The 9,976-nt window shown below is 63.3% G+C and carries 12 protein-coding genes; 6 read left to right on the forward strand and 6 right to left on the reverse strand.

The annotated features are described in order from the left end of the window. The 5 genes from AC1P6P_RS05260 to AC1P6P_RS05280 form a co-directional block, all read left to right on the forward strand. Window positions 1-1,402, forward strand: a 1,402-nt coding sequence (locus tag AC1P6P_RS05260; protein ID WP_481401385.1) for a cytochrome ubiquinol oxidase subunit I, incomplete at its 5' end; no start/stop codon positions are given. A gap of 4 nt (window positions 1,403-1,406) precedes the next feature. Next, the gene (gene cydB / locus AC1P6P_RS05265) at window positions 1,407-2,537 is read left to right on the forward strand and encodes a cytochrome d ubiquinol oxidase subunit II (protein WP_481401386.1); all 1,131 of its coding nucleotides are present in this window, start codon (window positions 1,407-1,409) and stop codon (window positions 2,535-2,537) included. Window positions 2,538-2,546: 9 nt separating this feature from the next. Next, entirely contained in the window at window positions 2,547-2,642 is a 96-nt protein-coding gene (cydX, locus tag AC1P6P_RS05270; protein WP_481401387.1) for a cytochrome bd-I oxidase subunit CydX, read from the forward strand. Between the two features lie 76 nt (window positions 2,643-2,718). After that, window positions 2,719-3,357 (forward strand): DUF4919 domain-containing protein, encoded by a 639-nt coding sequence (locus tag AC1P6P_RS05275; RefSeq protein WP_481401388.1) that lies wholly within the window; start codon window positions 2,719-2,721, stop codon window positions 3,355-3,357. Between the two features lie 11 nt (window positions 3,358-3,368). Next, entirely contained in the window at window positions 3,369-3,662 is a 294-nt protein-coding gene (locus AC1P6P_RS05280; protein ID WP_481401389.1) for a chorismate mutase, read from the forward strand. 68 nt (window positions 3,663-3,730) lie between these two features. Here the strand turns inward: AC1P6P_RS05280 and AC1P6P_RS05285 are convergent, their stop codons facing one another. Together AC1P6P_RS05285 and AC1P6P_RS05290 are read right to left on the reverse strand one after the other, a co-directional pair. Beyond that, window positions 3,731-4,351, reverse strand: a complete 621-nt coding sequence (locus AC1P6P_RS05285; RefSeq protein ID WP_481401390.1) for a PEP-CTERM sorting domain-containing protein — start codon at window positions 4,349-4,351, stop codon at window positions 3,731-3,733. Between the two features lie 243 nt (window positions 4,352-4,594). After that, window positions 4,595-4,726, reverse strand: coding sequence for a hypothetical protein (locus tag AC1P6P_RS05290; RefSeq protein ID WP_481401391.1), 132 nt, complete (start codon window positions 4,724-4,726; stop codon window positions 4,595-4,597). A gap of 180 nt (window positions 4,727-4,906) precedes the next feature. Between AC1P6P_RS05290 and AC1P6P_RS05295 the strand changes: the two genes are divergently transcribed. Next, window positions 4,907-5,704 carry an enoyl-CoA hydratase-related protein gene (locus AC1P6P_RS05295; RefSeq protein WP_481401392.1) on the forward strand — a complete coding sequence of 266 codons (798 nt, stop codon included), beginning with the start codon at window positions 4,907-4,909 and terminating at the stop codon, window positions 5,702-5,704. 2 nt (window positions 5,705-5,706) lie between these two features. Here the strand turns inward: AC1P6P_RS05295 and AC1P6P_RS05300 are convergent, their stop codons facing one another. The 4 genes from AC1P6P_RS05300 to AC1P6P_RS05315 form a co-directional block, all read right to left on the reverse strand. Next, window positions 5,707-6,282: a methyltransferase family protein gene (locus AC1P6P_RS05300; RefSeq protein WP_481401393.1), complete on the reverse strand. Its 576-nt coding sequence runs from the start codon at window positions 6,280-6,282 to the stop codon at window positions 5,707-5,709. Between the two features lie 110 nt (window positions 6,283-6,392). Beyond that, window positions 6,393-7,970: a phosphoglycerate dehydrogenase gene (serA, locus tag AC1P6P_RS05305; protein WP_481401394.1), complete on the reverse strand. Its 1,578-nt coding sequence runs from the start codon at window positions 7,968-7,970 to the stop codon at window positions 6,393-6,395. A 16-nt stretch (window positions 7,971-7,986) separates the two neighbouring features. Then, window positions 7,987-8,685 carry an enhanced serine sensitivity protein SseB C-terminal domain-containing protein gene (locus AC1P6P_RS05310; RefSeq protein ID WP_481401395.1) on the reverse strand — a complete coding sequence of 233 codons (699 nt, stop codon included), beginning with the start codon at window positions 8,683-8,685 and terminating at the stop codon, window positions 7,987-7,989. Between the two features lie 83 nt (window positions 8,686-8,768). Beyond that, window positions 8,769-9,926, reverse strand: coding sequence for a phosphoserine transaminase (locus AC1P6P_RS05315; RefSeq protein ID WP_481401396.1), 1,158 nt, complete (start codon window positions 9,924-9,926; stop codon window positions 8,769-8,771). Window positions 9,927-9,976: the final 50 nt, after the last annotated feature.

Raw genomic sequence — 9,976 nt, forward strand, 5'->3', positions numbered from 1 at the left:
GACCAAGTTCTGGGGCACGCTGTTCGGCATCAACTTCGTCATGGGCGTTGCCACCGGCATCACCATGGAATTCCAGTTCGGCACCAACTGGGCCTACTACTCGCATTACGTCGGCGACATCTTCGGCGCGCCGCTGGCGATCGAAGGCCTGATGGCGTTCTTCCTCGAAGCGACGTTCGTCGGCATCTTCTTTTTCGGCTGGAACCGGATGAGCAAGGTGTCCCACCTGATCATCACCTGGGGCTTGGCGCTCGGTACCAATCTATCGGCGTTGTGGATCCTGATCGCCAATGGCTGGATGCAGTATCCGGTCGGTGCCCGCTTCAATGCCGATACCATGCGCATGGAAGTGTCGAACTTCATGGAGGTGCTGTTCAATCCGGTAGCACAGGCCAAGTTCGTGCACACCGTGAGCGCCGGCTACGTCGTCGGCGCGGTGTTCGTGCTGGCGATCAGCGCCTTCTACCTGATCCGCGGACGCCATGTGGCGCTGGCCAAGCGTTCGATGACGGTGGCGTCGGCATTCGGTCTGGCGGCTTCGCTCAGCGTCGTCGTGCTCGGCGACGAGTCCGGCTATGTCGCCGGCCAGAACCAGAAGATGAAGGTCGCGGCGATCGAGGCGATGTGGAACACCGAACCGGCTCCGGCCTCGTTCACGGTGTTCGGCATTCCCGACATGAAGACCCACACGACGGCGGCCGAAGTGAAGGTTCCGTGGGTGCTGGGCCTGATTGCCACGCGTTCGTCCGATACCGAGGTGCCCGGCATCAACAATCTCGTCGAGCTCGCCAAGGATCGCATCAAGAGCGGCATCGTCGCCTATGACGCGCTCGCCAAGCTGAAGGCGGACCGCAGCAACAAGGAGCTGCGCCAGACGCTCGACAACCATGTCGGCGACCTCGGCTATGCGCTGCTGCTCAAGAACTACGGCTCCGACGTGATCCACGCGACGCCGGCGCAGATCAACGCCGCGGCCAACTCGACGGTGCCCAACGTGCCGGCGCTGTTCTGGTCGTTCCGCTTCATGGTCGGCCTCGGCTTCTACTTCATCCTGCTGTTCGCGATTGCGTTCTATCTGTCGGCCAAGCGCAAGCTCGACTCCTCGAAGCTGTTCCTGCGGGCGGCGTTCTGGACCTTCCCGCTGCCGTGGATTGCGGCGGAGCTGGGCTGGATCGTTGCCGAATACGGCCGCCAGCCGTGGATCATCGACGGTGTCCTGCCGACATCGCTCGCCGTCTCGGGCACGGCCGCCGGCAATGTGGTGTTCTCGCTGCTCGGCTTCGTCGTCTTCTATTCGACGCTGCTGGTCGCCGACATCTACCTGCTGACGAAATACATCAAGCTGGGCCCCGACGAAACGCTGGGCCATAAGGTCGAAGCTAACCTCGACGCGGCGGAGTAAAACAATGGACTATGAAATCCTGCGTCTCATTTGGTGGGCGCTTCTCGGCATTCTTCTGATCGGCTTCGCGGTGATGGACGGGTTCGATTTTGGCACCGGTATCCTGTTGCCGTTCGTCGCCAAGACCGACATCGAACGCCGGGTCGTCATCAACACGGTCGGGCCGACCTGGGAGGGCAATCAGGTGTGGCTGATCCTTGGCGGCGGCGCGATCTTCGCGGCGTGGCCGCCGCTCTATGCCGCTGCCTTCTCGGGCTTCTACCTCGCCATGTTCCTGCTGCTGGCGGCGTTGATCCTGAGGCCGGTGGGGTTCAAGTTCCGCTCCAAGTTCCAGAGTACGGGAATGCGCACGTTCTGGGACTACGCCCTGTTCGTCGGCGGCTTGGTGCCGGCGCTGATCTTCGGCGTCGCCTTCGGCAATCTGTTCGTTGGCGCGCCCTACGGCTTCGACAGCGATTTGCGCTTCCACGAGGAGATCACCCTGTTCTCGCTGCTGAACCCGTTCGCGCTCCTCACCGGTCTCGTGTCGGTGGCGATGCATGTCCTGCACGGCGCCACCTGGGTGTCGCTGAAGGCGGCCGACGCCAGGCCGGGCGAGCGGGCGCGAGCGGTCATTCCGTGGGCGGCGCTGGCGTTCATCGTGCTGTTCGTGGCGGCAGGCGCCTGGGTGATGCAGCTTGACGGCTACAAGATCACCAGCGCGATCGACCATAATGGTCCGTCCAATCCGACGTTGAAGACGGTGGCGCTGGTCGCCGGCGGATGGCTTGCCAATTACAAGGCCGTGCCGCTGCTGTGGCTGGCCCCGCTCGTCGCCGGACTCGGCGCTTTCCTGGCGGTGGTGCTGCGCAAGCGGCCGCTGATCGCCTGGATCGCCTCGGCGCTGGTGCCGGTGGGGACCATTTCCACCGCCGGATTGGCGCTGTTCCCGTTCTTCCTGCCGTCGTCGAGCCATCCCGACCAGAGCCTCACCGTGTGGGATGCCTCCTCGTCGAAGCTCACCCTTCAAATCATGCTGGTCTGCGTGATCATCTTCCTGCCGATCATCCTGGCCTATACCGGCTGGGTCTACCGCATCATGCGCGGACCGGTGAAGGCGGAGCAGATCATGTCGGACAGCCACGGCAACTATTGAGGTCAAACCATGTGGTATTTTGCTTGGGTTCTGGGTCTGGGTTTCGCGGTTTCGCTGGCGGTGCTGAACGCCATGTGGCTCGAGGTCAATCCCGGGGACAAATAGGGGCGCTGCCCCACACCGCATTGTGTTGATGCGGACAAAGCCCAAGACTGCTTCCGACATTTGCGTGGGGGCAGTCATGGGCTTTTTTGTCAGGGCAGGGCTTTGCGCCCTGATGCTGGCGCTGATTCCGGCCGCGGCCGATCCGGCGCCGGAAAAGACCTTCGAACAGTGGGTTGCGATGGCCGAGGCGGGTGATCCGGCGGTCGACTACACCGCCCTAAGGCAGGCCTATGTGCGCTCGCCGGGCTATGACGGCTATGGCATGAGCTGGGCCGATAAGCGCAAGGCCTTTGCCGCCAACGGCGAGTCGCGCGATTGCGCCAAGGGTCTGGCGTTGTCGGCGGACATTCTCAAGATCGACTACACCTACACCGTAGCCCATCTGCTGCGCTCGGTCTGTCTGCGCCAACAAGGCGATCTGGCTGGCTCGGAGCGCGAGAAGTTCATCTTCCGCGGCTTGCTGCAATCCGTTCTGGCGAGCGGCGACGGCAACAGTCCCAAAACCGCGTTGGTCGTCTTCACCATGGCCGAGGAACGCTTCGTCCTGTCATATTTCGACTTGACCGAAAAAATGCAGGCGCTGGTCGTCGACGGCGGCCATAACTTCGACCGGATCGACGCCGTCGAGGCCAAGACGGGCAAGCCGAAGACCCTTTACTTCAACGTCGACGCAATGTTCGGTAGTCTCAGCCGCCAATTGGGCAGCCAGCACTAGGAGTACGCGCTGTGACGACATCCGATCCCGAACTGGCGCGCTTGCGCAACTCGATCGACAACATCGATGCGGCACTGATCCACATGCTGGCCGAGCGGTTCAAATGCACTCAGGCGGTCGGGCGCCTCAAGGCCGAGCACGGCCTGCCGCCGGCTGACCCGGCCCGCGAGGCCGAGCAGATCGCCCGGCTCCGGGCTCTGGCGCATGACGCCAAGCTCGATCCGGATTTCGCCGAAAAATTCCTCGGCTTCATCGTCAAGGAAGTCATCCGCCATCACGAGGCGCTGCGGGCGGAAATGAAATAGCGCACGGCCAAAGAAAAAGGAGCGATGCCGGGGCGGCACCGCTCCCCAGAGAGCTGATCGGGGGGCGATCAGCTCTTTTTGAGGCGGCGAAGACCGAATGCCCCGACCAGACCGGCGCCCATGAGAGCGAGCGTCAGCGGCTCGGGTACGCCCGGATTGTTGTTCGGAGCCGTGTTGGAGAAGGCGAAAATCAGGTCGTTGTAGTCGAAATCGCTGTGGTTGGTGGCATCACGATCTTCCCAGCCGACATACGTGACATTGGAAAGTCCGGCGAGCGCGGCAGCGGCAGCCGACGGCAACGTGCCGACACCGAAATCGGCATAGTTGGTCGAGATCATCGCATGATAGGCGCCACCGGCGTCGGGGCTGGCGCTGTCATACATCTTGCCGGTGCTCAGGTTCGACAGCGTGAAGGTCAGCATCCCGCTGCGATTGCCGAGGCTCATGGTGTCGCCCGCGGCATTCGCCATCGTGCAAGCACCCATGACGTGGTTGCAGAAAATCTGTGGCACGGCAGGCGTCGGAGCGCCAAGCCCGAGGGAACTCGTGTCGCCGGCATCAGCGAACACGTAGACAGCGGTGACGTTGCCGCCCAAAGCCGTAATCATGGTCGGGGGTGTCATGATTGGGGCCGCGTTGGCAGCGACGGTCATCGCCGCGGCGGCCAGAATTGCAAATCCGTACTTCATCTCGTTTCCTCTTCTCCCAGATCTGCCATCACGGCAGCCCTCGCGAAGAGTTAACAGCAACCCGCGTGCCAACTGAAAAACACCCGGATTTACGGGATTTTTTTGAATCGTGTTCGTCTGCCTGTAAACCGACTTTGCAAGCTGCCGCAGCGGAGCTTGCTCGAAGCCGTCAACAGGTGTGACAGCGCAGGCCCGACTCGGTAAGGGCAATCGCGCCGTATTGGGGTGGTCGAACGTCCGTGGTCAGAAGCCTTGTGACACGGTGGGCCAGAGAACGGTGCTGACAAGGATGCTCAACACGATCGCAGCACCGGCCGCATACGCCGCCAGGACGCTCAGAATCACCGTCTTGTCGGTGAGTTGGACACCCCGCATCTTGCCCTCACGCTTTTTCAAACCCCGCGCGAAGTTTACGGGCGCTCCCCTAATGGGCGCTTAAATGATGCCGTGGCGGCGAGGTGTAGCGGCGATGGCGGGATTCTGTGGTTAAGCGATTGCAAATCGACTCCGCCGCCGCCGGCTTGGAGTAAGCTTGCGGCGACAGGAGAAACGGTCATGGCCGATTTGCTGGTCGATAAGAACGCTGGCGTCGTCACCCTCACCATCAATCGTCCGCCGTCGCGCAACATCCTCGGCGAACCCGGTGATGGCGCGCTGTTCGAGCAGGCGGCCACCGCGATCAATTCCGATCCGTCGCTACGCTGCGCCATCCTCACTGGTGCCGGGCCGGTGTTTTCCGCCGGCGGCAACATCAAGGCGATGCAGGAGAAGTCCGGCCTGTTTGCCGGCACGCCGGATGAGATCACGGCGGCCTACAAGCGCGATATCCATGGTGTGGTGCGGGCGTTGTGGAGCATTGAGGTACCGCTGATCGCGGCGGTGAACGGGGCGGCGATCGGACTCGGCAACGACGTCGCCTGTCTCGCCGACATCCGCATTGCTGCCGATACCGCCGTGTTCAGCGTGCCGTTCTTGAAACTCGGATTGGTGCCGGGAGACGGCGGGGCGTGGCTGCTGCCGCGGATCGTGGGGGCGTCGCGCGCCGCCGAGCTGCTGTTCACCTCCGCGACCATCGATGCTGCAACGGCGCTGCGCTGGGGATTGGTTTCGCAGGTGGTGCCGCCATCGGTGCTGCTCGAAGAGGCGCGCGGGCTGGCGGCTTCGATCGCGCGTCAGCCGCCAGTGGTGTTGCGCCAGACCAAGGCGCTGATGCGTCAAGGCTTGTCGGCCGATTTCGTCGCGGTGATGGAGGCCTCGGCCGAAGCCCAGGGAAAGGCGCACGCCAGCAAGGATCACGCCGAAGCGCTCGATGCCAACTCGGCCAAACGGCCGCCGGTGTTCCGCGGCGAATAAAGTCAGTCCTGCCGCTTCGGCCAGAACGGCACGAACATCGGCACGCGCTGGCGATAGTCGTGTTGGCTGTCGTCCTCGGCCGTGTGTTCCTCGACCACCACCTTGATGATCAGGGCGACGACAATGATCGCCGCGCCAAGCGCCGAGGTCGGCAGACCGAACAGGATCGCGGTCAAAACCACCGCGAATATCGAACTGATATAAATCGGGTGGCGCACGACGGCATAGGGGCCGCCGTCGACGACGCCGTCACCGCGCTTCAGCCGTGCGATGCGATGGAGGCTGGCCCAGATGAAAACGATGAACCCAGCCACGACGCCGGCAAGCAGCGCCCAGCCGAGGATGTCGGGCACGCCGTGAGGCCACAGCCGACTATGCAGGTCGGTGCCGGGGAAGGGGCTGATGAGCGCCAGCAGGAATGCGTAGGCCACCAGCACGATGATGTGGAAGAGTGCCGAGGCGAAGCCGTGCAGCGTTCCCGGTTCGCGCTTGTCGATGATGGCGACCGCGAACCAGAACGCAACCCAGACGACGAGCCACAGGCTCCAGACGAAATAGATCGCAAATGCCGGCGACACGGCTCCCCTCCGCCTTCGCGCGGAAGTGGTCATAAAGCTTCGCCGGTTCGCGCGAAACGGGCAGCGGCAGAAAAGCCCCGGATCGGGCCGTTCTGCCGCACCCGGCGTGGTTAGAACTTGAGGGCCTTGGCGCTTTTCACCAGCGGCAGCTTGCGGATTGCCTCGATCACCGCCGGATCGACGTCGCCGTCGACCTGGACGAGGGCAATCGAGTCTTCGCCCGGATTGCTGCGGCCGAGGGTGAAGTTGGCGATATTGACCTTCGATTCGCCGAGCAGCGTGCCGAGGCGGCCGATGAAGCCCGGCTTGTCCTCATTGGTGACGTAGATCATGTTCGGCGCGAATTCGGCGTCGAGCTTGATGTCCTTTACCTGGATCAGACGGGGATGGCCGTCGGAGAACACCGTACCGGCGACGGCACGCTTCAGCTGCGGTGTCGTCACCGTGATCTGGATGTAGCCGTCATAGATGCCCTGCTGGTCGCGGCGGGTTTCCGAAACCTTGGTGCCGCGTTCCTTGGCGACGACCGGGGCGTTGACCATGTTGACGTCCGGCAGGTGCGATTTAAGCAGGCCCGCCAGCGCGGCTTGCGTCAGCGCGCGCTGGTTCAGCGTCGCCGCGGTGCCTTCATAGAGAATGTCGACGGCGGTGATGTCGGTCTCGGTGAGCTGGCCGGCGAAGGCGCCCAGCTTCTCGGCGAGGCTGATCCACGGTTTCACCTTCTGCGCTTCCTGGGCGCTGATCGACGGCATGTTGAGGGCGTTCACGATGGCGCCGCTGATGAGATAGTCGGCGATCTGCTCGGCGACCTGCAGCGCGACGTTCTCCTGCGCTTCCTCGGTGGAGGCGCCGAGATGTGGCGTCGCGACCACCTTTTCGTTGCCGAACAGGACGCTTTCCTTGGCCGGCTCGGTCTCGAACACGTCAACGGCCGCCCCGGCGACGTGGCCGGCATCGAGCGCGGCCTTGAGCGCCGCTTCGTCGACCAGTCCGCCGCGGGCGCAGTTGATGAGGCGCACGCCCTTCTTCATTTTGGCGATGGCAGCGGCGGAGATGATGTTCTTGGTTTCGGCCGTCTTGGGCGTGTGCAGCGAAATGAAATCGGCGCGAGCGAGCAGGTCGTCCAACTCCACCTTTTCGACGCCGAGTTCGCCGGCGCGTTCGGCCGACAGATAGGGATCGTAGGCGATGACATGCATCTTGAGGCCCTTGGCGCGGTCGGCGACGATGCCGCCGATGTTGCCGCAGCCGATCAGGCCGAGCGTCTTGCCGTAGAGTTCCACGCCCATGAAGCGGTTCTTTTCCCACTTGCCGGCGTGGGTGGAGGCGTTGGCGGCCGGAATCTCGCGCGCCAGCGCCATCATCAGCGAGATGGCGTGCTCGGCGGTGGTGATGGAGTTGCCGAACGGCGTGTTCATCACGATCACGCCCGCAGCCGTTGCCGCCGGAATGTCGACGTTGTCGACGCCGATGCCGGCGCGGCCGACGACCTTCAGCTTCTTGGCGACGGCGATCACGTCCTTGGTGATCTTGGTCGCCGAGCGGATGGCGATGCCGTCGTACTGGTCGACGATTTTCAGCAATTCTTCCTTGGTGAGGCCGGTTTTGACGTCCACTTCGACACCGCGAACCTTGAAGATGGCGACGGCGGCGGGGGAAAGCTTGTCAGCAATGAGAACCTTAGGCATGGGTTTCAGTCCCTTTTCAATTCGGTGGGAGCGCGCGCATGAAGAATGGCGGCACGCTCAGCAAATGCTTCTGCAGGGGTTCGAGGGGGCTGTTGGTGTCGAGATAGACGACTTCGACGGGTTCGCCGGGCAACACGGCCGCGGCGGCGGCGAAGATCTCCTGGGCCAGACGCGGCACGTCGCCGTCGTCTGCTTCCAGGCCGATCATCGGATGGGCTTTGTCGTCGATGCCGTCGCGCGCCACGTAGACGAGATGCGCCGCTTTGATCGCCGCCCGGCTGGTGAAGAGAATGCAAAGCGCCTTCACCAGATTGGTCGGATAGACCTTCGGCTGCGCCACGATCAGGCTGGCGGCAGGTGGAAAGGTCTTCAGGCACCAGGCGATTTCGCTGGCCGTCAAGACCTTGTCGGGAATCGAACCCGGATTGACCACGAACTGGGCGCCGCCGGCGATTTCGAACAGCGTGCGTCCGTCGATCGTGAAATTCGGGACCGGTTCCTTGACCAGAGCCTTCACCCGTATGGGCGCGGTGAACACGGGGTGGAATTCCCCGGCCGGTCCGCGCACGGTTTCGAGCGCCATGGACTCGCCAAGAGTGCCGAGCGCCACCAGCTTGCTCGCAAGCAAAAGCCGGTAGAACTCTGGGCGCACGGACTCGTCCGTTGCCGCGGCAATCATGACCTTCTCCAGATCGTTCTCGGGTGTAAACGCCATCTCAGCCCCCTCTGCTTGAAACGCCGGGACGAATCCTATGACAGAACTTCGTCCGCGTCGCGCTTCACGCACAAAGGCTACGGTCAGCCGGCCTTGACCTTGGCCCAGGCCCAATCGAGCCAGGGCAGCAGGGCCTTGATGTCGGCGGTATCGACCGTGGCACCGCACCAGATGCGAAGGCCCGGAGGCGCATCGCGATAGGCGCCGAGATCGAAGGCAACCCCTTCCTTGTCCAACGTCGATGCGATTTTCTTGGCCGCATCGGCCTTGGCTTCGGGCGAGAGCGCTTCGAACCACGGATCGACCACCTTCAGGCACACCGAGGTGTTCGAGCGGATGGCTTCGTCCTTGGCGAGGAACGCGGCCCACTCCGAGGTCTTCACCCAGTCGGTGATGGCCGCCAGACTGGCGTTCGAACGGGCGATCAGCGCTTTCAGGCCGCCGATCTTTTCGGCCCATTTGAGGGCGTCGAGATAGTCTTCCACCGCCAGCATCGAGGGCGTGTTGATGGTTTCGCCTTCGAAAAGGCCTTCGATCAGCTTGCCGCCCTTGGTCATGCGGAAAATTTTCGGCAGCGGCCACGGCGGCGTATAGGTCTGCAGCCGTTCGACGGCCCGTGGTGAAAGAATGAGCACGCCATGCGCGGCTTCGCCGCCGAGCGCCTTCTGCCACGAGAAGGTGGCGACATCGACCTTGTCCCAGGCGATATCCTGGGCGAACGCGGCGCTGGTGGCGTCGACGAAAGTCAGGCCTTCGCGGGTGGCCGGAATCCAGTCGCCGTTCGGGACCTTCACGCCCGAGGTCGTGCCGTTCCAGGTGAACACCACGTCGTGGGTGAAATCGACCTGGGTGAGATCGGGAATTTCGCCGTAGCCGGCCTTGAGGACGCGCGCGTCCTTCAGCTTGAGCTGTTTGACGACGTCGGTGACCCAGCCTTCGCCGAAGCTTTCCCAGGCGAGCAGGTCGACCGGACGGGCGCCCAGCATCGACCACAGCGCCATTTCGACGGCACCAGTGTCCGAAGCGGGCACGATGCCGACGCGATAATCGGCGGGAATTTCGAGGACGGCCTTGGTGCGGGTGATGGCTTCCTTCAGCCGCGCCTTACCGAGCTTGCCGCGGTGCGAGCGGCCGAGCGTGTCGAGTTGGAGATTTTGCGGAGTCCAGCCCGGGCGCTTGGCGCAAGGTCCAGACGAAAAAAAAGGCCGTGCAGGACGCACAGCCAGCGGATCGTTTGTCATCCGACATTCCTTCCAGAATGTTAGCACCTCGTTGGGGAGGCGTGGCCCAG

This window comes from Rhizomicrobium sp., assembly GCF_056722145.1.

Excerpts from the sequence above, each read along its gene's own strand:
- cydB (WP_481401386.1), top strand. The coding sequence starts at position 1,407 with ATGGACTATGAAATCCTGCGTCTCATTTGGTGGGCGCTTCTCGGCATT.
- cydX (WP_481401387.1), top strand. The coding sequence starts at position 2,547 with ATGTGGTATTTTGCTTGGGTTCTGGGTCTGGGTTTCGCGGTTTCGCTG.
- AC1P6P_RS05275 (WP_481401388.1), top strand. The coding sequence starts at position 2,719 with ATGGGCTTTTTTGTCAGGGCAGGGCTTTGCGCCCTGATGCTGGCGCTG.
- AC1P6P_RS05285 (WP_481401390.1), bottom strand. The coding sequence starts at position 4,351 with ATGAAGTACGGATTTGCAATTCTGGCCGCCGCGGCGATGACCGTCGCT.
- AC1P6P_RS05290 (WP_481401391.1), bottom strand. The coding sequence starts at position 4,726 with ATGCGGGGTGTCCAACTCACCGACAAGACGGTGATTCTGAGCGTCCTG.
- AC1P6P_RS05295 (WP_481401392.1), top strand. The coding sequence starts at position 4,907 with ATGGCCGATTTGCTGGTCGATAAGAACGCTGGCGTCGTCACCCTCACC.
- serA (WP_481401394.1), bottom strand. The coding sequence starts at position 7,970 with ATGCCTAAGGTTCTCATTGCTGACAAGCTTTCCCCCGCCGCCGTCGCC.
- AC1P6P_RS05310 (WP_481401395.1), bottom strand. The coding sequence starts at position 8,685 with ATGGCGTTTACACCCGAGAACGATCTGGAGAAGGTCATGATTGCCGCG.
- AC1P6P_RS05315 (WP_481401396.1), bottom strand. The coding sequence starts at position 9,926 with ATGACAAACGATCCGCTGGCTGTGCGTCCTGCACGGCCTTTTTTTTCG.